The following is a 21,689-nucleotide window of genomic DNA, read 5'->3' as shown; positions in this document are numbered from 1 at the left end:
TCAACTCCAATCGCCAGGGTCAGCGCTCAGGAAGAATCCCTGATCTTGACTGTTCGCAAACATGGGATAGATCTGCTTTCCGCCTGGCAGAGCGAGGGGCTTCACTCGTGACTGCCAGGTGTCGCTCGCGCCGAACAATGGAAGCACGCTAGATAGCAACGAGCCGCACAAGGCGGGCTCAGACAGCAAGCCACGAAGCTGGCCAGCGTAGGCGCGTGCCCCCGTCGTGCCGTTCAATCCAGTCCCGTAGCAGGTCAAGGCACCGCGGAAAAGGAGCAGTCTATCTGGCACTAGCTTGCCTACAGCGCCAACTAGTCCCCCGGCAAAAGTGGCATTGGATGCTCCATACCGGGGGCTGGCACCTTGATCAATCAGGCCGGTGAACGGATTGCGCAATGCCATCCCATATAGACCACCACCAAAAGGCGCAATACCGGTGGCGTAGTTGCCACCCAAGGAAACGAACTCGGCGGGACCGGTCAGGCCAAGGGCGTTGATGTAGCGCCCGAAGTAGTGAGCCGTACCGTAGTACGCATTTGATGCATCCGATGTCGTGATCCCTCCTCCATAGCAGATAGATACCGTTTTCTCGTCAGCCGCGACCACCCAATGCGGGTTCGTGGATAAAACCCCATACGGATGGTAAAAGACCTGCCGCTCGGTACTGGAGGTGCCGTCGGACCAGCCAGCAGATCGGCGATTGGCCCCTGCGGCCAGAGCCGTTGTCCCATCGGTGATGGTCTCCATGATGTATACCTGAACGATGTTCGAGCCACTGGCAACGAAATTGATGTAGCCGTCCCCATTCCCCAAACTGAACCCCTGACCATCAGCGGACTGGTGGCCAACCGACCAACCTGCAGCAGGCTTCGATCCATAGCCGTTAACCAGGCAAGCCATCAGGATCTGCCTCAGCCGGGTGAGGAGGTCACCGGACAACACCGGCGCCCCCGTATCCAGGCTCGTATACACCCGAATCGTCATCAGTCAGCATCCCCTCGAATCTGCAGCTTGAACTGGTCGTCATCGACCGTGCCCTGGCCACTCAGTACCGTGCGCGCGATCCACAGCGGGCCCAAGGCCGAGTCGGTGTTGAAACGCACTGCGTTGGCCGCCGCCCAGCCACCGCCCCAACCGGCGGCGCGGATGGTGAAGTACGGCGTGTTGGTTTCCGGGTTGATCGGCGCGCAGTCGCTTGACGTAGTGCCAGTCGAGATCACCCCCAGCTTCTCCTCGACCACTTGGAACTGCGTCGCCGAGGTGAACACCAACGCCCACTTCCCATCGATCGTTCCCTGGTTTGTCACGATGGGCGGATAACTCAGCGTGTTGTAGTTCGCCGTGGTGGTGTCCCCGACGGGGACATCCGTCCAGTTCGGCGACCCGGTGCTCCAGGTCTTCTGTGTGAACCAGTGGTGATAGCGCGACTGCAGGTCGCCCCAGCTCACCGCGCTGGACACCATTGTGTCGTTGGCCGGCAGATCCCACGGCAGCGGCGAAGCCAGGCCGAGCTGCCCGCTGATCTGCACCTCGGTGCACAGCGTCATGTGCTCTACCCGATCACGCACCACCAGCGGCAGGGTCAGCGGATTGCCACTGGCATCCTGCAGCACCATCGGGTTGGCCCAGGTCACACGACCCAGTTCGCGGTTCACCGAGTAGCTCGCCGCGCGCAGGGCAACCCCGTTGGCGTCGACCACCTCGATTGCGGCCTGCTGCTGGCGAGCCAGTTGCAGGGTGCCGCCAGCCGCCGGGCTAGCCACCGTCGTCTGGGCGGTGTGCGCGATCACCAGCACATCGCCCTGCCGGTAGATCGGCACTCGGCCATCAGACGGCAGGCGCACCGGGTCCAGGCCGATCAGGCTGGCATCCAGCGGCAAGGTCGAGTAGACCACGCCGTTGTAGCGCAGCAGGATCGGAATCACCCGGATGTCGCTGGCTCCGGTCTGGTCGTTCAGGTTGCTGGTGAAACGCAGCCGCACGATGCCCGTAGCGATGTCCACCGTGCCCTTGATCACTGCCCCATTGAACACGCCGTTGGCGTCCGCCGTAGCCGTGACCACCTGCGCCGTGTCGACGCGCACTGCGGTGACCTGCAGGCTCCCAGCACGCAGCGGAGCCCCCGGAGTGCGGAAGGTCATCGCATTGACCGCGAAGCCCGCGTTGGTGGTCAAACAGGCCAGCAGCGTGACCGCCGAGCCGGCGCCCGCACTGTAGGTGCTCAGCGTGGCCGTGCGCGCGGCGTAGTCAACCGAGCCCACGGCCGTTCCGGCGTTGGTGCTGCTGCTGATGTTCTTGTACAGCACGCCCGAGCGGTCGACGTAGGTCTCGCCACCCCAGGTGAACACCAGCGAGCCAGGCAGGATGCTCTCGGCGATTCCCGGCAGCAGATCCAGCGTCACGGGCGCCACGGTCTGCACATCCGTCTGCGCACCGTAGCTCTGACCGTTGGCCTGGGCACGGATGCTCAGGGTGCCGCCGAACGACTCCATCAAGCTGGTGTTGGTGGTCACCAGTTGCAGGGTGTCCGGCTTGAACCCGTTCTTCTTGGTCGCATAGGTGTACTCCTTGAGGGTGTACAACTGCGCCGCCTGCAGGCTGAAGGCACCGGTCTGGTAGTTGATGCTCCCGGTGCGCCCAATCCAGCCGCCCGAACCGTTGTCGGTGATGGTGTTGTTCACCAGCACCTCGGACTCATAGACCGGCAGGGTGTTGCCGCTGCTGGTCACCCCCTTGTCGATGGCCGGCACCGCCTGCCGCTGCTTGGTCACCCAGCCGATTTGCACGCTGCCCGGCTTCAGCGGCGCGCCGGGAATGGTCCCGCTGCAGACGCCGCTGCTATCCGAGGTCACGGCCAGCGGGGTATCGGTAAAACTGCCCTGCTGATAGGCATGGGTGATGCCCGTCCCGGCATCCGGGGTGGCCACCAGCTCCATGCTCACCGTGCCGGCGGCGTAGTTGATCACCCCACTGCCACCGCTGCCGCTCAGCGTTCCATTGCCGGCGTCGGTGATGGTTTTGGTCACCCCGCCGACCTTGAAGGTCGCCGAGTAGGAGCCCGGCAGCAGGCCCTGATGCGGCAGGGTGCGGGAGACCTTGGCCTTGGCCTGTACGCTCACGCCCGTGCGCTGGGTGAAGGCCGCGCTGTTCTGGCCGACGTAGGCCCAGATCACCGAGCTGCCAACGTCCGGCAGTGCGTTCAGGGTCAGCGATACCGAGCCAGTAGCGAAGGCGATGCTGCCGGTGCCCTCGCCCGTCAGTTCGCCGTTGCCCGGGTCGCGAATTGTCTGCCACTTGCCCAGGGCCATGTAGCTGACTTCCAGCGTACCCGGCATGGGTGGCGCATCAGACAAGCTCAGGGTGTACACATAGCCACGATTTGACAGGTCGATAGGGATCTCACCCGTCACTGCTTCGCCCGTGGCCGCGGCGCCCGGCTGATAGCTGGCGGTCGCGCTGCCGGTAAAACCTGCGCCGGTGCGCGTCAGGTTGATCTCGCCGGTCTCGTAGTCGATGGTCCCCGCGGTGATCCAGTTGCTGCCGCTGATGAAGCGCAGCTTGCCGGCACTGTCGTCGGCGAACACGCCGCTGTTCACCGTGAGCGACAGCGTACCCGGCGCGCATGCAGTACCGAGGAAGGTGCGCGACTGGCCGCCGCTGACCATCGCCACGGTGAGGTTCACGCTGCGTGCCGGGCCGGTGGCCAGCACCAGGCGGCGCTGGTAGCCGGCCAGCTGGTCGATCAGTGCGTTTTCCCGGGTGGTGCTCGGCACCAACTGGGAATACACCGACTTGACCTTGAGGCTCAGCACGCCCTGGGTGACAGCCTCAGCCAGCGGGCTGATGCCGTAGTAGTGTGCAGCGTCGGCCACCTGGGTGGTCAGCACCTGGCTCTTGGTCGCCGCGGAGGTGCCCGTCATGACGGTGCCCGCCGGGGTCGGCGTGCCGCCCGCGAAGGCGTTCAGCAACGGCGAGCTGATCGACAGGTCCAGCCGGCGGCGGGTGAAGTTCACGAAGTTGCCGTTGCCATAGTCGTAGGTGAACGACTCCAGGCGGGCCTCCACCCCGGTGATACGCACGTACTGCGAGAGCGAACCGTTGACCAGTTGGTACACCTCACCGATCTCCGGCAGGCGCTGTTCCTCACGCTGGATGCCGGCGATGGCGCGCTGCCCCTGCAGCTGGTTGCCCAGCAGCTCGAAGGGCGCGGCGACCGCAGGCACCACGAAGGACTCGATGGCGTTGCGCGCGTCCTTGCGCTCATCGGTCTGGCTGCCGGTGTTGAACAGCAGCACCGAGACGCGCGGATCGGCCGGCGCCTTGGTCAGGATGGCGTGGCCACCGAGATAGGCGTCGGAGTTGGTCGAAACGACCCCGGCGAACACTTTCCGCAGGTTGATCCGGCCGGTGGTGCGGTCCAGGCGCGAGATGTCGGGGAAAAGGTTGTTCACCTCGCTGTCGACCACGGCCTGGCCTGTCGCGCGGCCGCCGCCGTCGTCCTCGTCGGTCAGACGCTGAGACTTGAGCAACTTGATGTCGTTGACGCTGATGGTCATGGATCACTCCAGCCAGAAAAGAAAAACCCCGCCGGAGCGGGGTGTTGGGTTATGGGTTGGCCGGTGGCGGCGCTACCGTGATCAATCGGAGGGTCACCTCATAGGGCTCATCCGGCCCCGGATTGACCGTGCGGAAGAGCTGGGTCGCCTCCAGCGGCGCCCCATCCGCTCGATTGAAAATCACCGAGAAGGAACGACCATCCGGCAGCGTGAGCGGCATCACGCGCAGGCGCTGGTCACGCAGCACCTCAAGCTGGCGAACGACCGACAACGGCGTCCACACGCCGCCGTTCGACTGCAGGGTGATCGGGCGACCGTGCAGCTTGATCCCCTCCTGCACCAGCAGAACGCCGGCCACCGAACGCTCCTGCTCCTGCGCCACAGCATCCCAAGTGAACTCGTCCACCCACTCGAACTGGTCATCCAGTTCTACCGAATCGAGCATCATCGGCTAGTCCTCAGTCCTGCCAGTTGAAGGGTATCCAGCAACGCAGTGCCGTCCTCTGGACTCTGTACCGCCACATCCACCGCGCCCTTCGGCGTCTCCAGGCGGATCACCTGCGTCGCTGCCGGCCAGGCGGTCGATGGTTGACTGGCTGCTGCCGCAGGCGCGGGGGCCTGGGCCGCGGCCTGCGCCTCGACGCGTTTCTGCTGCTCAGCCAGTTGCCGACGGTTGTTGGTCTCTTCCTCGATCTGCCGCAGCGTGCCCATGGCCGCCATGAGGTTCTGCACGGCATTCAGGTCACCGCCCGCCTGGGCGTCGGCCAGTTGCTTCTGCAGGTCAGCCTTGCGGCTGGCGAACTTGCTGCGGTCGACCGCTTCCTGCTCGCCACGCAGCCCGGCCAGCTCCTCCTGCAGGCTGGCCAGCGTCTGCTTTGAGCCCTCGCCAAGTTGCTGCATGCGCTGCTTGGCCGACTCGATGGTGCTCTCCAGTTGCCGCAGGTCGGAGTCGTTCAGCAGGTTCATGCCGTTGCGTGCCGCCTTGGCCTGCTCCACGAACGCGTTGGCGCTGATCGCCCCCTTGTCATAGCCATCGAGCAGGCCAAGTAGCTGCTGTTTCTGCTCGAGGAAGGACACCGCCACCCGGTCGCTGTCCGCCTTCATCGACAGCGCCCACTTGCCCAGCCCAGAGATCCCTGGCAGCGAGGCAGCACCCTCAAGCTTTCCCAGCTCCTCGCGCATCTGTTCCAGCGACTTGGTGGTGCTCTCCAGCGAGGTCGTGTCGATCTTGATGTCGGCGCTGGAGATATTCCTCAACTGGTCGAAAGCAGCCAGAGCCTCTTTGCTAAGTTCCGCCAAGGGCGACCGCGCGCCACTGATCACGCCTGCATAGAAGCTAGCGAAGCTCGACATGTCGGCCTTGGCTTCGGCAACGTTGTCCTTGGTTGCCTGGGCGCCCTTTCGGTCGTCCTCCATCTTCTGGCCGGAGATCCGCCGCAGCTCCTCAGTGGTGACGATGCCATCCTCCATGGCCTCGTTCATCATCTGCTGCGACTTGGTCAGCCCCTTGGTGCTCTCGGCGTTTCTGTCCGTTGAGGACGACAGTTGATCGGTACCAGCCTTCAGCTCCTGCTGCCGCTGGTTGGTCTTCTCGATCTCCCGGTTGTAATCAGTGGCACCGATAGCCCCGGTCTGGTAGAGCTTCTGCAACGCAGCGCGAATGTTGGAGATGTCCACATCCGTCTTGGCGTTGGCAATGGCATCCTGGACGTCCGCCAGGGTCGCCAGCGATGCCCCTAGGCCGGCGACCTTGGGCGCGGCTTGACCAGCGGCCTGCTCCAGCTTGCGGATCTTCAACGCGGCATCGTTGTGCGCCTTCTCATACTCCTCCAGGCTGATGCGTCCGTCGTGATAGGCGCTGTACAGGGCCTTCTGCAGTTTCTTCAGGGAGTCGACGCTATCGATCACATTGATCGCGGCCTCGGCCTCCTGGAAGCTGGCGACAGAAACCTTCGCTTCCTCAGCCGCCTTGCCAGTGTTGCGCAACTGCTCGGCGACGGCGTTATGCTGCTTCTCGTACTCCTGCAGGGTGATCTTGTGCTGGAGGTACTGTTCGAACAGATCTGCCTGTTTCTGCTTGAGCTGCCCGACTGCACGGGCCTGTTCATCTGTCGCCGATGCGGCTTTCTTGCTCGACCCCTGAAGGAAACCCTGACGGGTGATTACCGCATTTAGCGCTTCGGTGTACTCCCCCAGGGTCAGCCGACCAGCTGTGAAAGCCTCGTCGACAGCCTTCTTGACCGTGTCCAACTGCTTGGCGGTGTCGGAGAAGTTCACCGCCGCCATGGCGTTTTCGAAGCCGGTGATCGTGCTCTGGAAGTGCTTGAGCACATCATCCGATGTGCTCTGGATGGCGCGCTTCGCCTTAGAGACGCTCTGCTGGACGGACTGCGCTTGGGCATCGACGTTCCGCTGCACCTGACCGGTGACCGAGTTCCAGGTATCGCCAATATCCCTGGCATCCTGGGCAATGCCCCTGGCCATGTCGCCAGCTATTGAGAAAGCGGCGTCCCGGGCGGATTCCAGCCCTGCGACAAGCTTGTCGCCGCCGAACATCTCTGGCACCGCCCTGGCCACAATGGCCATCAGAGCCAAGGACCCGGACACTAAGCCGCTGAACATCATCAGCGCGGCCTTCATCGTGCCGGAGACCACGTTTTCCGCTACCCGGAAAGGGGCGATAATTCGGGTGGTCCAGGTAGCGACGGTATCGATCTTCTCGCCGAAGTCCTTGAGCCAGGCACTGCTCTCGTCGACGAGCTTGTTGAAATCGACCGTCAGCAACCGGCGCCCGAACTCCTCAATCTTCTCTGCACCCTGCACAAAGGCACTGGACAGGCTTTCCGCCAGAGCGTCGAGTCGGCCGTCCTCGTCCATCTTCTCGATGGTGTCAGCCAGCGCCTCCAGGCGGCCCTTCACGTAGTCGAGCGCGCCGGCCTTGGCGATGCGGTTGAGGAAGTTGGTCGCCGTGTCCTGCAGGTTACTGACCAACCCAGTGAGGCGGCTCATGTTCGCCGCGGCGGCGCCCGCCGAGCTGCGCCCCATTTCCGCGATCAGCGCCTTGATGGCATCACGTCCCAGCCGACCATTGCTGGCGAGCGTCATCAGCTCACCGGCGTTTCGCCCGGTGACCTTGGCCAGCATGTCCCAGGCGGGCACGCCACGCTCAACCAGCTGCAGAATCTCTTCGGTCTCCAGCTTCTGTTTGGCCCAGGCCTGGCCGACTGCGGAGGCGATCCCCTCCAAGCGCTCCATGCCGCCGCCGAGCTTCTCTGACTGGTCCTCAACCGACTGCAAGGTCCCGTTCATGGGATCGAGGCCGTAAGCCTTGAGCAGCGCGAAAGCGTCAGTCACCTCGCTCAGCTGCAGCGGCGTGTCCTTGGCAAACTTGGTGATCCACTCGGTAGCCTGTTCACCTGCCTGCACCGAGCCCATCAAGGAGGTCAGCCGTGTCTGCAGGCCTTCGAACTCGTCACCGGTCTTGAGCATCGAGCCGATGGCGTCGGCAACTGTGCGCAGCCCCTTGCCGACCAGGCCCAACACCGCCTCAACACCCATGAACGCCGCGGCATAGCCAACAACACGACTTACGCCGCGCGACATTGCCTCGCCTACGGCACCGACCCGCGAGGTGTGCTCGGCAGCCTGACGCGCGGCCCGTGCCTGATCGCGCTCGAGATCACGCAGAGCCTTGGCGTTGTCGCCGATCTGGCCCTTGGTCCGGGTGATCTCCGCAGCCAGCCGTTTCTCTTCGTCGGCCAGCTTGTTGGTGTCAACGCCAGCAGCCTTGGCGGCCTGCTCCTGCTCTGACAGCTTGGCGTTGAGAGTATCGAGGGTGCGCCGGAGGGTAGCTGCATCCTTCTCTGCGGCCTTCAGCGAGGTCTCTAGACCCTTACTGGCTGGGCTCTTATCGAGCGCGTCCCGCAAGTCCTTGATGGTCGCCTCGGCGCGCCCAAGCGAAGTCTCGGTGAGCCCGACCGCGCGCTGGGTATTGGTCAGACTGGTGACCAGGCCGCGGGCGCCCTTGGCATCGTCCATGGCGTGGTTGAGCTGGTTGGTCTTAGCGCGTAGCGCTTCCAGGGCCTCGGTGGACTGCTGAGCCGCGGGCGACATCTCGTCCTTACCGCGCAGAACGAACTGGATCAGGCGCTGGATAGGGTTGGCCATAGAAATCCTCGGGCATAAAAAAACCCGCCGAAGGGCGGGTTTCATGGATTGCGGCGACTCAGATTTTCAGATCAGTGATTTCACAACTGCTGCTGACCGCCTGGGAATGGATGAACCCCATATCGAAGTTCCTGAATGTGCGGGTCTGGCTCGGATTGATAATCTCGTAGATCGTTCGGGTGTTGCTGTCGATCTCCGTCTTGCTGGGCCCGAAATGGGTGCACTTGATCTCGATGTCCTTCACCGCCACCGGCCCATCATTGCGGATGGTGAAATCGGCCTCCAGCAGGCTGCCGCCCGCTTTCTTGCGACCGGTGAACTTCACTAAGACGGTGCTGGACTTGGCCTGGGCAAGCTGTTGTCGAGGACTTGACTCAGGCAACACTGGAGCGGGTGCCGTCGGAACATCAGCCGATGCAACTCTCGTGGGCGCAGATCGTGGCAACTTGGGCTGACTGGCAATAGCCCAGACCACTACCACCACCCCAACGAGAATGAACGGCCATACCGGAGTTTTCTTCTTGGTTGGCGTGCCACAGTTGGGGCACCCTCGGAGCATTCGCTTGTTCACTGGCTTACCGCAGCCGACGCATGCCCAAGATCCACTCGGTATAGGTTCTGGCTGAGGTGCCGGAGCTGGCCGCGGTGCCGCTTTGGCCTCGACTTCGCGACGAAGCTTGAGCTCCAGCGCTTTCTCGTAAAACGCACCGCAGTCAGGGCAACGCAAAGGGCTGCCGAAATCTGCCTGTGGAGCCTCATGATCACAACTTGGGCATTTCATAGGTTCCCTCCCCTGGAAATGACAGGAAATCTACCCCAGCACCACGGCAAAAGGCCATCCATGGCCATCCCGGCTTAAGCCGCGAGGTCCATCTGGCAGAACTTGGAAATGTCGTCGGCGACGACGGTCGAGTCGGCGAGCAGCTCGATGGGGCCAGTCAGCTTCAGGTAGTCCTGGCCAAGGATCGGCAGTTCCTGCAGCAGGCCGAACTTGGCGCGACGGATGCGCAGCGCGTAGGGCTCGCCCGACTGCGCATCGTTCAGGCCAGCGATGAACAGCTCGAACTCTTTCTCCGAGCTGTTGAGCATCTGCACCGCCGAACTCTTGCGCGGGGTGTAGCTGATCTTCACGCCGGTCGCGTCGATGTTGCTGTTGGCCAGCACCTGGATGCCATGGGGCGTCAGCAGGTAATCCTCGCCAGCGACGAGAGCCGTAGCGGCGGCCGTTTTGACGGTGACCGTCTTCGACAAGTCCGGCAGGTACTTGAACGGGATCAGCTCGAAAGCCACACCGGCGGAAGTATGCAGTTCGTCGGTGATCGCGGTGGTCGGCGCCACGATGATGCCGCCGCGGGTGATGGTCGCCACGTTTTCCGGTGTGATGTCGTAGAGGCCGATGGAACCGGTGACATCGGTAGCGCGGGTCCGCACGTTGCGGTTACCGCCGCCGCCCATGAAGTTGGCCAGCGCCTTGCGGTCGGAGGCATAGCTGAGCGAGAAGGCATCGCTGTTACCGAATGGCAGCAGCGGGTCCTGGGAGCCATAGAGCCGGCCGAACGCCTGGCCCTCGCCGATGAAGGAACGATCTACGGGTTGGAGCATGGTGATCTCCTGAAATGGGAGTGATTGGCTGCACGCGGCTTACTTGCCGGCAAGCTCGTCAGCAGGGTTATCCGCAGCAGGCTTGGCGGCCTTTGCCGGCTCGTCTTTCGGCGGCTCGGCGAAGCCTTTTTCCACGGCGTGCTGCGCCACGTCGGCGGGTGCCGGCACGGGCTTATCGGACTTAGCGAAGTGCAACACCTCGCTGCCGACGCGGAAATTGAAGGCCTTGGTGACCTTGATCTCGGGCATGGCGCCCTCCTGAAATGAGAAGGCCGCCCGGAGGCGGTCTGGTGGACTCAGAGTTTCTGGCTGTAGGTGAAGGTGATGGGGATGACGCGGTAACCCCAACGCCGGCCAGGTTCCGGCAGGCGCACAGTGGATGCCGGGAAACTGACCGCCACCAGGCCGTCCACCTGGATGCCCGCCTTCAGCCCCTTCAGCGCCTGTTTGATCGCCAAGCGCCCAGCGCGCAGAGCAGCGGCAGAGTCTGTGCCGCGCCCCAAGGCCACGACGTTGACCGTCCACTCCTCTTTCACACCAGCCGGAACCCGCTCTCGCTCGACGGTGTCGCCCTCCTGCAGGACGATCAGCTGGTTGGGAAGGTCGTCATCCTCTGCATCGAGGATCCCGGCCACCGAGTCTTCCATGACCTGGCCACCGAACAACGGAACCCCAGCGAGCAGGCCCAACAGCTGGACCATGATCGCGGCCTGAACATCGATCACGCTGCTCATGCGGGCACCACGTAGAAGGTGATCCAGTCCCCATCGTCGGCGTGGATGCCGTCGATGGCCCAGGTGTTGCCGTCCACATCGAGGAACGAGCCCTTGCGATCGAGCCGCGGCAGGAGTCGCCGACGTACCTCCATGGTCTGCACCCGATCCAGCGCGGGAGCGTCGATTCGCTCGACGCCCTTCTCAACGATGACGGCGAGCGCGCCCACCAGCTCAACACCATTGCGATCGCGATAAGACACCTGACCATCGCCGAGCGTATCGGCGATGGTTTCGTCCATGTCGTCGACCAGGTCGGTGAAGCCGGCCATGGTCAAATGGTGAGCTCGCGGGTGGCCAGCGGCCGGGTGCACAGGTGCAGGGGGTTGGACTGAGCCTCCCCCTCGACACCACGGCCCATGCGCATGACCTCCAGCTTGCCGTAGTACGGCAGGCCCAGAGTGTTCACGGTCTCCATCCAGTCGGCCGGCGCGAACACCGAGATGTACAACCCTTCGACACCCTCGGCGACGACGTAGGCGGTGTCGTCGCCCACGAACGGCACGCCACCCACCTTGCCGCGGTAGCGCTCCCAGGTAATGCCGCCGAACTCGAAGGGCTTACGGCGATCGCCGCGCAGGGTGGCAGCGGCTTCGCTGGCCAGGTAGGACTCACGCACCTTGTCGTGGCTGATGAACTTCTTCCAGAAGTTCCGGCCGCAGTAAGCGCGGGCACCGGTGCTGGACAGGCCGTAGAGCTCGTCTTCCTGAGCGTCCAGAACCTCGACGCACATCGCGCTGACATCGGTAGCCGCATTATCCAGCCCCATCGAGAAGGCCTTGGGACGTTTGATGCCGAACGACTGGTAGATGTCCACCAGCACGGTTTCACCGTCGGCGTCGATGACCTGCCCCTTGATTGCACCGATACGCTGGTACTCGTGGGTGGTGTCGAGCTGTCGACGCGCCTTGTCCAAGCGCGCGTTGACCACGTCCTGCACGCCCATCAGCTCGGTACGCGAGCCGAAAGCACGGATGCCCTGGATCTCGTCGGCGAGGATGGTGAACGGCTGCGGCAGGTGCACAGTGTTGAACGGGATCAGCTTGCGCTTATCCGCGATAACCGCCTGACCACCCGACCCGCGCGGCGCGGACGGTACCAGCTGCAGAGTGGTGCCGGACTTCTCGATCTGCTGGACGATGGTGGTACTGCCCTGCTCGGTGAACAGACCAGACGCGGCGATCTGGCCAGGGACAACGTGGTCATCGTTCAGGGTGAGGATCAGGTTGGCGACGTTGAACGCCTCGTCCTCGAAGATAGTGATTTCAGCCATGTAGGGCTCCTAGAAATGGCGAACCCCGCCGGAGCGGGGTTCATGGTGAAGGTGCAGTACGGGTTGAGGATCAGGGGCGGATAACGATGCCCAGGCCGGCCAGGTCGGCCGCGCCGTTGACATCCAGGCCAGTCAGCAGGCGCTCGATCACTTCGGCATCGCGCAGCACAGCGGTAGCCTCCACGTCGACCACCGACGCATCCACGGATGCATACAGGATGCCGTCGGCAGTGCGACGGCCGTCGTCGGTGCCGTCATCGTCATAGGCGGTCCACTCGCCCAGGCTGGCCTTCACCGCGAGCGTGAAACCGTCACCCACCACGAAGTCGGTGGAGCCATCGCCGAGGGTGAAGGTGAGGCCGCCACCGATGAAGGCTTGGCCGACATGGCCCTCGCCAACGAACTGGCCGGACGGGTCGTAGACCTCGAACACGCCGCCGTTTGCCGCGGCCTCGACGATGGTCAGCACGTGTGGGCCACTGGCGGCCGCGCTGGTCACTACGACCGAGCCGATGGTGCCGTTGCCGGTGTTGCCCGCCTTGGCGGTCGGGGTAAGTGCGTTGGCAGCGGTCAGCTGCGAGATCAGCGTACCGGCCCGCAGCAGGCCGGAGCCGGCAGTGATCACCACCACCTCACGACTGCGAGTGCCGTTGGCCTCCGAAAGGAGGAACTCGCCGGGGTGGATACCTTCGGTCTTGATGGTCATTGATGCGCTCCTTTCGAGGCGTTGGTACGACGCCTGGCGTAGATGTCACCAGGGTTCAGGGAATCGCCGGTCGACGACATCGGGTCGTCGTCCAGCGGGGTCTTGTTGTGGATTTCCACCTGGCTGCTGCGGGCGACGATCTTGTCGTACAGCTTCAGGCGGGCGCCGTCGGCATCCACACCGGACTCGATCAGCGCCTGGGCCTCTTCCGGCAGATTGGCCACCAGGCACACGGCCTTTACCGCTTTCGCGCGGTCCAGTTGGGCATGTACCGCCTCGCGACTCTTCAGGCCGGAGGCTTTGATCAGGTGCGACGCACAGTCCGCCAGGCCGGCCTTGGCGCACTCGGCGGTCAGCTCGGCGGCGAGTTCGGCCGCTTCTGCGCTCAGCGGCGGGTCCGCCGGCGGATCGTTGGCCGGAGGATCCGCCGGCGCAGGCCCCTGGTTTTCCAGCAAGGCACGAGCCGCTGCGGGAGTGTTGCGGTAGCGGTTCAGCACCTTGCCCAGACTGGCGTTCATCGCCACGGGCTCCCCAGCCCCGAGGATCTCGTCGACGAAGCCATAGGTCTTGGCCTCGGCTGCCGTCATCCAGGTCTCGTCGCTGATCAACTGGCGCAGCGTGGCGTCGTCAATGGTGAGCGGCCGATGCTGGTAGCTGGCCACGATGCCCTCGGCCGCCTTGTCCATCATGTCGGCCAGCTTGCGTAGGTCCTCGGCGTCACCGGCCGCGAGGGTCCAGGGGTTGTGAATCATGAACAGCGCGTTGTTCGCCATCTCGACGCGGTGCGCGCCGCAGGCCGCTACGCTTCCCGCGCTAAAGCAGGCACCATCGATACGTGCCGTGCAGCGCTCGCCCAATGCGCGCAGGGTGTTGTGAATGGCGATGCCGTCGAAGAGGTCGCCGCCAATGGTGTCGAAATGGACCAGCACCGGCGACACGCCATCGTCGACGGCCTTCAGGTCCTCGATGAAGTTGGCCGAGGTGATGCCCCAAAATCCGATCTCGCCGTAGATGTAGACCTCGATCGTCTTCGGCGCGCCGCTTTCCTCGCCCAGCGCCTTGACGCTGTACCAGTGTTCAGCCTGCAGCTCCGGGCTGGCCGATGCCTTGTTGAGGATGATCGGCTGAGCCGACGTGCAAACGCCGAGCATGCCCAGCGAGACCGCAAGGGCCAGGTGGTGAAACTTCATCATGGTTGAGTGTCCCCTTTGTCTTCCGCCGGGTTCCCGGTGTCGGTGGTGTAGTGAAGGCCCAGGCGCTCGGCGCGGGCGTTGTCGTCGGCGTTTTCCTGATCGATCTGCTCGGCGTCGTATCCCGTGCGCAGAACATGCTCGCTCCGACTGGCCAGGCCGCCGGCGATCTCCAGCAGCTTGCCTTGGACGTCCTGGACCGGGTGGATGTAGGCCCACCCTTGCGGGATCCACCGTGTCCGCAGGTACTCGCGGCGCCGAGTCGAGTAGTCCGGCAGCGTCAGCACACCGCTGAGCACGGCCGTGTCGAACCAGGCATTGCGAACTGGCCGACATAGTTGGAACACGTACACGCCAAACTGCGCCTGCTCGATGCGGCGCCGGAACTCGTTGAGCAGCACCCGGAGCGTTCGGTCACTGATGTCGCCCATGTCGCCGGTGAGCAGTTCGTAGGGCAGGTCGACACCGACCGCTGCTGCCATCAGCTGCTGTCGCATGAAGTCGACGTAGGTGTTGCCGGCATCCGGCGGGTCGGAAAACACGACCTCCTCCCCATCGAGCAGCTCCTGCATGGTGCCGGGCTCCAGCCCCACCATCGGCGCGCCATCCCGATCTTGCGTCGGCAGCAGGCCGGTCACCGGGTCGAACACCGGCGGCCCGTCCGCGCGAGCCGGCCGGGTGATGAAACCGGCGAACAGGTTGGACACCTCCTGCCGGAACAGCACCGCATCGTCGTAGTTGTCCAACGACTTGAGTCGCAGCAGGACCGGCGCCAGGCGTGGCACGCCACGCAGCTGGCCGCCCTCCAGCGGCTCGAAAATATGCAGCACCTGCTCCGCGGGGATGCGGTTCAACTGGTTGTAGCCGCGCCGCGGGGCGATGGGATCGCCCGGATGGTTCTGCCACATCCAGTACGCCACTCGCTTGCCGATGCCGTTGAACTCGATCCCGGCGCGTACCACGTTGCCACTGCGGGTCGTGAAGTTGCGATCGACGGGCACGAAGTCAGGCGGCAGCACCTGCAACTGGAGCGGCACTGCCAGCCCATCATCCAGGCGCCGGTTGCGCAGCCGGACAAAGCATTCGCCCGACTCTTCGACCATGCGCGCGATCATGGCCTGCAGGCCATAGAAGTCGGTGAGCCCATCGGCGTCGGCTTCGTCCACCCAGTCCTCCCACAGCAGGTTGACGGTTGCACGCAGATCAGCGTCCTCCAGCCTGGACCGCGGGGTGATACCGGTGCCGATCAGGTTGCTCACCCGCTTGCTGATCGCGCTGAAGGCATAAGGGTCATTCCTGACCGCTGCCCGCGAGCGCTTGCGCAGGGTGGGAAGCGCCGGGATGGCAACCGCATTAAGCGCCGCTTCCGGGGCATCCCAACCAGCGGCACGACGGCCCGTGCCGGCGCCTTCGTAGCTGTTGCGGATCCGCTTCGAGGTAATTCGGTATCGGGTGGCCATCAGATGCCCTTACCTCTGCTGTAGAGCCGCACCTGCCGCGGCCGTTTACTGGTTGCCGCGGCCTCGTAGGCGGCCTGCTCGGCGTATTGCTCTTCCAACACGCGGAGGCTGGCCAACTGCGCCCGGTCGACCTGGCGGTCTCCTTTGCGCACCGACTGCCCCTTATTGAGGATGTCGCGAATCGCCGCCCGGACCTCGTCCAGGCGCTGCTGTGCAGTGCTCATGGTGACCTCGCTCTATCGGCGGCTCAGATACCCGCTGCGCGAGGTCCGGCGGCCAGTTGACTGGGGTTGCGGTGAAGCGGGCCTTGCCGCCGAGGGCTGTGGCCGAGCAGGCTCCTCTGGCGCGTCGGGGGCCGCCTCATCAACAGCACTCGGCGCTGTCGGCACCTTTTCGGCGAACAGGCTGCCTTGTCCGACTGCGGCGCGCAGGCTGCTCCACTGCGGTTCGTGGTAGCGATGCAAGCCAAGGAACTGGGCGGCAGCCAGGTTGTACACCAGGAGGTCGAGAGCTTCGTTTCGCTCCGACTTGGCCTTGACCCAGTCGATGCGCTTGAAGCCCTTCACGTACCGGACCACCTTGCGCTCGGCCACGCACTGGTCAAAGAACTCCTCCGGCAGATCCGCCGAGAAGTGCAACGCGCCTGGGCCTGCCTCGAACTGGTAGCGGTTGTAGATCCAGTCCTTGGCCGTGTCGGTACCGACCATCCACAGCTCGGCGCCCTGCTTCTCGGTATTCCCCTTCCAAGTGACATCAACCTTCGACGGACGCTGTGCCAGGACGGGACGCCCACGCTTGCTCGCCCCCTTCACCGCCAGCACGTTCCGCCAGCGGCGCACGCGGGTGAACTGGTAGACCTCGTCGGTGTGGTGACCGCCGGAGTCGATGCACACGGCGCAAATCGACAGATCAACGCCACTGACGTGGCGATAGCGCGCCTTCAACTTCTCGTCGAGCAGCGCCCAGGTGCGCTCATCTGCCGGGTCGCCAGGGATCACCTGGAAGTCGACCGTCCAGCGCTCCATGCCCTCGCCCCAGCCCAGCACCAGCAGTTCCAGCCGGTTGTGCTGGGTGTCCACCGCAGCAGTGAGGATCAGTGCGCCGGCCGGCACCAGGCCCAGGCGGTGCCCCTCGGCCTCGGCGCGTTTGCGCAGTTCGGCCGCCTTGGTCATCTCCTCGGCGCTGTCCCACACCTTGGCCAGGCGGGTGTTGTAGAACACCTGCATGGAGCCGGGATCGCCCTTCTCCTGCAGCTTCTTGGCCTCGTCGTACTCCTTGGCCATGTCCGTCCAGCTCAACCAGCCCGGCGGAGCGTAGAGCGCGTTAAGCGTGAAGCTGACGGTTTCGCCGTCGCCCTTCGCATGCGCTCGCCACTCCCCCGCCGCCAGCATGTCGCCCTTGTGGTGCTCCTCGATCAGCGCGCACCCCGGGGTGCAGCACTGGTACTGGACCAACCTGTAGTCCTCGGTGTACTTGAGCCCTTCCCATTCCAGGACCTGCATCGTGCCGCAGTGTGGGCAGGGTACGTAGTAATGACGCTGGTCGCCCTGCTCGAACAAGTCGGCAATCCGCGACACCCCTTTCACCGTCGGCGAGCTGGAGTAGTAGAACTTCGCCCGGCGGCCAAAGGTCGAGCCGCGGGCCTCTGCCAGCTTCACCGGGTCGCCCTCGCTGTCGACGTCCTGCTCCCAGCGATCGATTTCGTCGCCGTACACATAGCGGGCCGACAGCTCCGCGAGGTTTGAGGCCGAGCCGGCCGTGGCGCAGTACAAGGCGCCGCCCTCGAACTCCTTGGTGTCGATGGTGTTCCGAGCATCGCGCGAGCGGGACTTCGCTACCCGCTCGGTCAGTACCGGCACGGCCTTGATCGTCTTGTCGATCCGGCCGGAGACACGCTTGCTCAACTTCTCGCTAGGCAGCAGAGCCAGGATGTTGGCCGGTGCCATGTGGATGCAGCCGCCGATCCAGTTGAGCGCCACCTGGGTCTTCATCAGCTGCGAGGCGATCATGGTGACCACCCGGCGAGCAGGGTGAACCGGAGATAGGCAGCGCTGCGGCTCGCGGGCGTAGGGGGTGCGATCAGTGTGGTATTTGCCAGGCTCAGCGGCGCCGGTATCAGCCGGAATCATCTGGTAGGCGTCGGCCCACTCATCGATCCACAGCTCGGGATCAGGCTTCAGGCCTCGGCGATATGCCGCCAGGTACACGGCGGCCCCGTCGACATAGGGTTGTTCCATGGCTCAATACGGCTCCTTGCCGGCCTGCTCCACCTCGGCATTGAGCTGCAGCAGCCGGTCGGCATCTTCCAGGGCCCGACGCAGCGCCTCGGTCAGGCGCCGCTCGATCTCCCACACGTCGGTCAAGGTCACCAGTTCGCCCGCCAACTTGGGCGGCACACCCATCAGCAGATCGCGCAGGGCGCGCGCAGCAGTGAAGGCTGCGGAATCCACTCGATCCCGTTCTACCAGCTCACCACGACTCTTCCGGTGCTCGTCCTCGGCCAGCAGGGCCAGAGCGTATTCACGGCGGGCACGGGCCTTCTGGTAGTCCGGGCCGGCACCTGGTGCAGCGGCAGCAGAAGCAAGAGGCGGACTTGGCGCTGCAGTCGGTACGAGGTGCGCATACACCCCCTTCTCAACCCGATCCTTATGGTGCCGCTCGGTGACACCGGCCTTGCTGGGGTCGGCGCTGACGGCTAGCAGCTGGTCGCTCGCCTCGACGTCGACCTTGCCGTCTACAGTGACCACCAGCTTGCCTTGCTTCACCAGCTTGGAAACGTAGGGGCGCGACCAGCCACGGCTGTCTGCGTATTCAGCCTTGGTCATGATCGTCATGAAGGACACCTGTTAACCGCAATGAACCCCGAGGGTTAACCCGATTAACCCCTGTTAACTAACTTCCAGGCCCAGCCACTAACGCGAAAACGAGGTTCGAATTACCCTTGCTGGGTCGGGCTCACCAGGGGCCCCCGGATAGGTTTCTGTAGCACGCCACATCCCACGCGACAGCCTTCCAGCTGTTTCTGTGGCACGTCACACACCCCCGAATAAGATTTTCGGCCAGGTCAGCGACCGCCCCGCCTGAAGCTGCTGGGCGTATCGCCAAGCCTGGCTTTGGCAAGGGCTTGCTCGATGTTGGCTTCGAGCCGGGCATCATCCTCGGCAATGCGGCGCACCACGTCGAAGAACTTGAAGCGCTCGCGGTACTGCGGCTGGCGGACGAAGGCGAGGACCATGACCAAGGTCTTGTCACGCCGCTCGCCGATGCCGATGGGCACCTTGCCGCGTCGCATCACGAAGTACGCCTGCTGATGCCCCTTGGCCAGCGACCTGGCGCTCTGCGTGGCGTTGCCCTTGAAACCTGCCCGGGACTCAAGCGCCCCGAGCCCGGACAGAATCTGGATCATCTGGCCCCGGCTCATGTTGCCGTACTGGTCCAGCCTGGCGCCTTCAGCCGGCACGATGAACAGACCTGCAGGCAGGATACCCTTGGCGCGCAGGTTGCGCTCCGACGCCTTGTCGACGCGGGGGCCGCCAAACACCTGGGGGGCGACCCAATCTTCCGGTGCCTGTCCCTTCGAGTTGTTGCTCTTCTCGTCCTTGACCCACAGCGATGCCTCAAGGCGGCTCGGCGTGGCGTTCAGAATGCGAATCGCGTTCTGCGTGAACGGCGTGGGTTGGTCGAAGACCGCATCGATTTCCGAGAGCAGCGCCTGGTTGGCCTGATTCGCCGTGTGGTTCATCGCGTCGGCGAGCACCCGGTTGGGCAGATCACCGCCAAGGCCGGCCAGCGTGGCAACAGCATCGTCCAGGTCCGCAGCCGAGATGCTGCCCTTCATTCCGAGCCGGGCTGCTGGCCAGGCACCTCGCACACGCCGAGCTTCTTCGCCGCCCAACGCTCATACAGCCCGACCGCCACCTCCGCACCGGCGGCCGCTGTCAGGCTGCCGATGGCGGCGGCGAGCAGCAGCGGCCCGCCGCAAGCGATGATGAGAAACATCACTGCCACACCACAGATGATTGAGGCGCCCGAACGCAGGGCCAGGCGCTTCAGCAGCACCCAACCACCGAGCCCCGCCTTGTCCGCTCGCCACATTTCACCACTGATTCCGCCCGCAGCTGCGCCCAGGATCAAGACCCACAAAGGCATATCTGCCATCGCCTGCTGTTCGCTCGTCATCATTCACCTCTAGTGGGCGAGTTATTTCTCCATAGAACCATCAGGTACCATGACCGGAAATACATGGAGGAAAACCGCATGGAGTACTTAACCCTTGCCTGCTCAATCGGAGCCCTTTTGATATCGGTCTTCCAAATGAGCAGAGAAGGCCGAAGCGACATGAAGGCGTTCCTTTGGAAGGTCTTTAACTGGACCAAAAGAGCATTTGGGTGGTTATCTCTCGTCCTTGTCTTTTGCATTCCAATCTCTGTCATGACCAGTTCGGTCTATGCATTCGTCCGCTTTGATGGCGGCCAAGGACCAGCCACGCGACATGAGGTGGTGATGCTGTTTCTGCACTTCTTCAACCTCGTCATGTACGGCAGCCTTTTGATGGTCCTAGTCGTCATAGGCATCAAGGCATACAAGGATTTGCAAAAGGAGATAGCTGAAAAGGAAAGCCCCTCCGAGGAGGGGCTTTCGGGGTGACCCGGGCCGGGGAGGCGCCGGGGCGAGCTGCACAGCACGTGCATCGGTTGATTCGGGCCGGCTACGCAGACCTCGAACATCGTGGCGACTTTTTACCCTTCGAGTGACAAACCGAAAACCCCCTGTTTTCGGTTCTTCCGCTTCGGAGCTGATCGGAACTCCTACGGAGCTGATCGGCGCCTTATGGCCCGACGAACGGTCATGAGCCGTCGCCGCGAAATAGCTCGTTGCCACGAGCCGCGTGCGCCCGTTTGGCCTGCTCATGGGCGGCCCGACGCATCTTGTCGCCCTCGCGTCCGGCCTCCTTTCGCTGTGTCCGCAGCCGCGCCTGGCGCACCTTCAGCTCGACCTCCACCAGCTCATGTAGGCGCTGCACGAGGCGGAAGTAACACCGCCGGCCTGCGGCACCGACACCCAGTTCCAGTACACGCACCTGCTCGTCCAGGGTGAGGCCGTGGGGGTTCACGTAGCGCACCAACGCCAGCCGGCACAACTGGACGCCGCCCTGCCCGCGCTCCACCGCCCCCAGTGCAGCCACCACCTCTGCTGCCACGTAGTCGGGCCCCGCGCCGGCCACCAGCAGCTTGGCGCCGTAGACACCGCCGCGAGGGGCACAGCCGCCGTATTCCATGATGGTCCCCATGGTGCTGGGCAACCCACCGGCCGAACTGGCGGCGCTCATCTGCTCGCCCCAATGGCGCATCAGCACTTCGATTTCCCCGATCATCGGGTGCTCTCCTCTACTTCTCGAGCAAGCTCTGCAGCTCGGGTAACCAGCGGCTGGAGCATCCCCATGAAGGCGAGGTAATCGGGAAGGCTGTCCGGCACCAGAACGTCGTCGACCATAAAGGCACCGTCGGATACACGGAACCACCAGCGGTAGTCACGCAGTCGGCTGAACACTCTCTTCTCAGGGTTGCGCAGATACAGGTCGTACACGCCAGCTACATCGTCGTGGTACTGCATACCCTTCTGCGCGGCGAATTCGCTTACCGCCCCCTCAAAGCCTCTGAAGGTGCCCTCGAAGTCGTCCATCGACGCTGCCAGGTGCTGGAACTGGCCGTTCTTGAACTCATACACCGCCATTTCTCTTTTCTCCCCTTCAACTGTCGGAACGTCGGAACAACTGTCGGAATACTGTCGGAATTATTTTTCAAATAAAAACAGTTACTTAACTCTTATTCCGACAATCCGACGGGTAATTTTAAAAAGCCTCACGGGTGTATGCGCGCGTACACGCGCACGTGAGAAAACCTCAAAAAGTCTGTCGGAATGTCGGAAACCTAGCGACACTAGGCGCAGCGCCCGTCGGGAT

Annotated in this window: 21 protein-coding genes; 1 reads left to right on the top strand and 20 read right to left on the bottom strand. The window is 63.8% G+C overall.

Annotation, left to right across the window (positions count from 1 at the left end; genetic code table 11):
* The 18 genes from BLQ74_RS03935 to BLQ74_RS03850 all read right to left on the bottom strand — a co-directional run bounded on the left by BLQ74_RS03935 (nt 1) and on the right by BLQ74_RS03850 (nt 19,906).
* Complete coding sequence (locus BLQ74_RS03935; protein WP_090261052.1) at nt 1–984, bottom strand: hypothetical protein; 984 nt, start codon at nt 982–984, stop codon at nt 1–3.
* Nucleotides 984–4,556: a hypothetical protein gene (locus BLQ74_RS03930; protein ID WP_090261050.1), complete on the bottom strand. Its 3,573-nt coding sequence runs from the start codon at nt 4,554–4,556 to the stop codon at nt 984–986. The genes BLQ74_RS03935 and BLQ74_RS03930 overlap by 1 nt, the downstream gene beginning before the upstream one ends.
* A 49-nt stretch (nt 4,557–4,605) precedes the next feature.
* A complete protein-coding gene (locus BLQ74_RS03925) occupies nt 4,606–5,004 on the bottom strand; it encodes a hypothetical protein (protein WP_090261048.1) in 399 nt (132 codons plus the stop codon).
* Nucleotides 5,001–8,723, bottom strand: a complete 3,723-nt coding sequence (locus tag BLQ74_RS03920; RefSeq protein ID WP_170842755.1) for a tape measure protein — start codon at nt 8,721–8,723, stop codon at nt 5,001–5,003. The genes BLQ74_RS03925 and BLQ74_RS03920 overlap by 4 nt, the downstream gene beginning before the upstream one ends.
* A 58-nt stretch (nt 8,724–8,781) precedes the next feature.
* Nucleotides 8,782–9,048, bottom strand: a complete 267-nt coding sequence (locus tag BLQ74_RS03915; RefSeq protein WP_090261044.1) for a hypothetical protein — start codon at nt 9,046–9,048, stop codon at nt 8,782–8,784.
* Between the two features lie 530 nt (nt 9,049–9,578).
* Nucleotides 9,579–10,325: a phage tail tube protein gene (locus BLQ74_RS03910; protein WP_090261042.1), complete on the bottom strand. Its 747-nt coding sequence runs from the start codon at nt 10,323–10,325 to the stop codon at nt 9,579–9,581.
* Between the two features lie 39 nt (nt 10,326–10,364).
* Entirely contained in the window at nt 10,365–10,574 is a 210-nt protein-coding gene (locus BLQ74_RS03905; protein ID WP_090261039.1) for a hypothetical protein, read from the bottom strand.
* A gap of 47 nt (nt 10,575–10,621) precedes the next feature.
* Nucleotides 10,622–11,059, bottom strand: coding sequence for a hypothetical protein (locus tag BLQ74_RS03900; RefSeq protein WP_090261037.1), 438 nt, complete (start codon nt 11,057–11,059; stop codon nt 10,622–10,624).
* On the bottom strand, nt 11,056–11,370 hold the full coding sequence (locus tag BLQ74_RS03895; protein ID WP_090261035.1) for a hypothetical protein: 315 nt from the start codon (nt 11,368–11,370) through the stop codon (nt 11,056–11,058). Before BLQ74_RS03895 ends, BLQ74_RS03900 begins: the two co-directional genes overlap by 4 nt.
* Nucleotides 11,371–11,372: 2 nt before the next feature.
* Entirely contained in the window at nt 11,373–12,371 is a 999-nt protein-coding gene (locus tag BLQ74_RS03890) for a major capsid protein (RefSeq protein ID WP_090261033.1), read from the bottom strand.
* Nucleotides 12,372–12,441: 70 nt separating this feature from the next.
* On the bottom strand, nt 12,442–13,077 hold the full coding sequence (locus BLQ74_RS03885; RefSeq protein ID WP_090261031.1) for a head decoration protein: 636 nt from the start codon (nt 13,075–13,077) through the stop codon (nt 12,442–12,444).
* A complete protein-coding gene (locus BLQ74_RS03880; RefSeq protein WP_090261029.1) occupies nt 13,074–14,270 on the bottom strand; it encodes a head maturation protease, ClpP-related in 1,197 nt (398 codons plus the stop codon). Before BLQ74_RS03880 ends, BLQ74_RS03885 begins: the two co-directional genes overlap by 4 nt.
* Nucleotides 14,267–15,727: a phage portal protein gene (locus tag BLQ74_RS03875; protein ID WP_090261027.1), complete on the bottom strand. Its 1,461-nt coding sequence runs from the start codon at nt 15,725–15,727 to the stop codon at nt 14,267–14,269. Before BLQ74_RS03875 ends, BLQ74_RS03880 begins: the two co-directional genes overlap by 4 nt.
* A complete protein-coding gene (locus tag BLQ74_RS03870) occupies nt 15,727–15,951 on the bottom strand; it encodes a hypothetical protein (RefSeq protein ID WP_090261026.1) in 225 nt (74 codons plus the stop codon). The genes BLQ74_RS03875 and BLQ74_RS03870 overlap by 1 nt, the downstream gene beginning before the upstream one ends.
* 12 nt (nt 15,952–15,963) lie before the next feature.
* Nucleotides 15,964–17,964, bottom strand: a complete 2,001-nt coding sequence (locus BLQ74_RS03865; RefSeq protein ID WP_090261023.1) for a phage terminase large subunit family protein — start codon at nt 17,962–17,964, stop codon at nt 15,964–15,966.
* A gap of 3 nt (nt 17,965–17,967) precedes the next feature.
* Nucleotides 17,968–18,561 (bottom strand): terminase small subunit, encoded by a 594-nt coding sequence (locus tag BLQ74_RS03860; RefSeq protein ID WP_090261021.1) that lies wholly within the window; start codon nt 18,559–18,561, stop codon nt 17,968–17,970.
* A 230-nt stretch (nt 18,562–18,791) separates the two neighbouring features.
* Nucleotides 18,792–19,565 carry a hypothetical protein gene (locus tag BLQ74_RS03855; protein ID WP_090261019.1) on the bottom strand — a complete coding sequence of 258 codons (774 nt, stop codon included), beginning with the start codon at nt 19,563–19,565 and terminating at the stop codon, nt 18,792–18,794.
* A complete protein-coding gene (locus BLQ74_RS03850) occupies nt 19,562–19,906 on the bottom strand; it encodes a phage holin family protein (RefSeq protein WP_090261186.1) in 345 nt (114 codons plus the stop codon). Before BLQ74_RS03850 ends, BLQ74_RS03855 begins: the two co-directional genes overlap by 4 nt.
* Before the next feature lie 78 nt (nt 19,907–19,984).
* Between BLQ74_RS03850 and BLQ74_RS03845 the strand changes: the two genes are divergently transcribed.
* Nucleotides 19,985–20,374 carry a hypothetical protein gene (locus tag BLQ74_RS03845; RefSeq protein ID WP_090261017.1) on the top strand — a complete coding sequence of 130 codons (390 nt, stop codon included), beginning with the start codon at nt 19,985–19,987 and terminating at the stop codon, nt 20,372–20,374.
* 199 nt (nt 20,375–20,573) lie between these two features.
* Here BLQ74_RS03845 and BLQ74_RS03840 read toward each other — a convergent pair whose 3' ends face one another.
* Both BLQ74_RS03840 and BLQ74_RS03835 read right to left on the bottom strand, forming a co-directional pair.
* On the bottom strand, nt 20,574–21,101 hold the full coding sequence (locus BLQ74_RS03840) for a hypothetical protein (protein ID WP_090261015.1): 528 nt from the start codon (nt 21,099–21,101) through the stop codon (nt 20,574–20,576).
* Nucleotides 21,098–21,454 carry a hypothetical protein gene (locus BLQ74_RS03835; protein WP_139199028.1) on the bottom strand — a complete coding sequence of 119 codons (357 nt, stop codon included), beginning with the start codon at nt 21,452–21,454 and terminating at the stop codon, nt 21,098–21,100. Before BLQ74_RS03835 ends, BLQ74_RS03840 begins: the two co-directional genes overlap by 4 nt.
* Nucleotides 21,455–21,689 lie beyond the last annotated feature (235 nt).

Source organism: Pseudomonas panipatensis, from assembly GCF_900099785.1.
In the GTDB taxonomy this organism is placed as follows: Bacteria; Pseudomonadota; Gammaproteobacteria; order Pseudomonadales; family Pseudomonadaceae; genus Pseudomonas; species Pseudomonas panipatensis.
This window is presented reverse-complemented; position numbering and strand designations above follow the sequence as displayed.

What these genes read in the sequence shown, in the direction of transcription:
- BLQ74_RS03855 (WP_090261019.1), bottom strand. Translation starts at nt 19,565, where the DNA reads ATGAAGGGCAGCATCTCGGCTGCGGACCTGGACGATGCTGTTGCCACG.
- BLQ74_RS03880 (WP_090261029.1), bottom strand. Translation starts at nt 14,270, where the DNA reads ATGATGAAGTTTCACCACCTGGCCCTTGCGGTCTCGCTGGGCATGCTC.
- BLQ74_RS03865 (WP_090261023.1), bottom strand. Translation starts at nt 17,964, where the DNA reads ATGGAACAACCCTATGTCGACGGGGCCGCCGTGTACCTGGCGGCATAT.
- BLQ74_RS03890 (WP_090261033.1), bottom strand. Translation starts at nt 12,371, where the DNA reads ATGGCTGAAATCACTATCTTCGAGGACGAGGCGTTCAACGTCGCCAAC.
- BLQ74_RS03920 (WP_170842755.1), bottom strand. Translation starts at nt 8,723, where the DNA reads ATGGCCAACCCTATCCAGCGCCTGATCCAGTTCGTTCTGCGCGGTAAG.
- BLQ74_RS03935 (WP_090261052.1), bottom strand. Translation starts at nt 984, where the DNA reads ATGACGATTCGGGTGTATACGAGCCTGGATACGGGGGCGCCGGTGTTG.
- BLQ74_RS03895 (WP_090261035.1), bottom strand. Translation starts at nt 11,370, where the DNA reads ATGGCCGGCTTCACCGACCTGGTCGACGACATGGACGAAACCATCGCC.
- BLQ74_RS03840 (WP_090261015.1), bottom strand. Translation starts at nt 21,101, where the DNA reads ATGATCGGGGAAATCGAAGTGCTGATGCGCCATTGGGGCGAGCAGATG.
- BLQ74_RS03885 (WP_090261031.1), bottom strand. Translation starts at nt 13,077, where the DNA reads ATGACCATCAAGACCGAAGGTATCCACCCCGGCGAGTTCCTCCTTTCG.
- BLQ74_RS03930 (WP_090261050.1), bottom strand. Translation starts at nt 4,556, where the DNA reads ATGACCATCAGCGTCAACGACATCAAGTTGCTCAAGTCTCAGCGTCTG.
- BLQ74_RS03900 (WP_090261037.1), bottom strand. Translation starts at nt 11,059, where the DNA reads ATGAGCAGCGTGATCGATGTTCAGGCCGCGATCATGGTCCAGCTGTTG.
- BLQ74_RS03870 (WP_090261026.1), bottom strand. Translation starts at nt 15,951, where the DNA reads ATGAGCACTGCACAGCAGCGCCTGGACGAGGTCCGGGCGGCGATTCGC.
- BLQ74_RS03910 (WP_090261042.1), bottom strand. Translation starts at nt 10,325, where the DNA reads ATGCTCCAACCCGTAGATCGTTCCTTCATCGGCGAGGGCCAGGCGTTC.
- BLQ74_RS03850 (WP_090261186.1), bottom strand. Translation starts at nt 19,906, where the DNA reads ATGACGAGCGAACAGCAGGCGATGGCAGATATGCCTTTGTGGGTCTTG.
- BLQ74_RS03925 (WP_090261048.1), bottom strand. Translation starts at nt 5,004, where the DNA reads ATGATGCTCGATTCGGTAGAACTGGATGACCAGTTCGAGTGGGTGGAC.
- BLQ74_RS03875 (WP_090261027.1), bottom strand. Translation starts at nt 15,727, where the DNA reads ATGGCCACCCGATACCGAATTACCTCGAAGCGGATCCGCAACAGCTAC.
- BLQ74_RS03905 (WP_090261039.1), bottom strand. Translation starts at nt 10,574, where the DNA reads ATGCCCGAGATCAAGGTCACCAAGGCCTTCAATTTCCGCGTCGGCAGC.
- BLQ74_RS03845 (WP_090261017.1), top strand. Translation starts at nt 19,985, where the DNA reads ATGGAGTACTTAACCCTTGCCTGCTCAATCGGAGCCCTTTTGATATCG.
- BLQ74_RS03860 (WP_090261021.1), bottom strand. Translation starts at nt 18,561, where the DNA reads ATGACGATCATGACCAAGGCTGAATACGCAGACAGCCGTGGCTGGTCG.